The sequence below is a fragment of the Vibrio genomosp. F10 str. ZF-129 genome (genome assembly GCF_000287055.2).
Classification (GTDB): Bacteria; Pseudomonadota; Gammaproteobacteria; order Enterobacterales; family Vibrionaceae; genus Vibrio.
In genome coordinates this window covers 1-561 of the sequence record NZ_AJYQ02000055.1, presented here as the reverse complement: position 1 = coordinate 561, position 561 = coordinate 1, and the positions used below count along the sequence as shown (strand labels likewise).

The following is a 561-nucleotide window of genomic DNA, read 5'->3' as shown; positions in this document are numbered from 1 at the left end:
GTTATGTTTACTTGTATTTCAATGGCTTAAGAACTCTTCGATCTCTGTTCTTTGTCCCTTTGACAATTCGTCCGAGTTGCTTCAGCAAATCCGCATTGTCGTCCCAAGTTCGTGAATTTCTCAACCCGTAAAACATGTCAATATTCGTGGGTTGCTTCATTTTCAGGTCGTGGCGGTGGGTTTCAAATCTCACTGGCTCTAAGTCGCTTTGAACGTATTTGCCAAGTAGCATGTCGGCTTGGCAGTTGCCTCGGCAATTTGCCATTGTTCTGCGCTTTGGTTGGAAAGAGAGGGCGCTTGTTGAAGCTAAGTCGGGTTGCCTCATTGGGCAGGGAAGTGGATTTACGCGTTTTATGTTTCGTGCATCTGGCGGTCAAGTGAGTTTTGGCGTGTGACTGACTTCTTGAAACCGGGAGTTCTTTGCCAAATAAATCAGTCAGTTGTGGTAAAACATAACAAACAATTTAAGAGGGATTTCCAACGCTTGGCATTTTTCTTCTACTTCACTTTTAGTGGTTACGGTGTAATGCTTTAGGTTGGGTGGTAGCGTTGCTCACCCCT

General features: G+C 44.9%; 1 protein-coding gene. It reads left to right on the top strand.

The window, feature by feature from the left end:
• The first annotated feature begins 218 nt into the window (after positions 1–218).
• Positions 219–395, top strand: a complete 177-nt coding sequence (locus A1QO_RS20250) for a hypothetical protein (RefSeq protein ID WP_198927273.1) — start codon at positions 219–221, stop codon at positions 393–395.
• Positions 396–561: the final 166 nt, after the last annotated feature.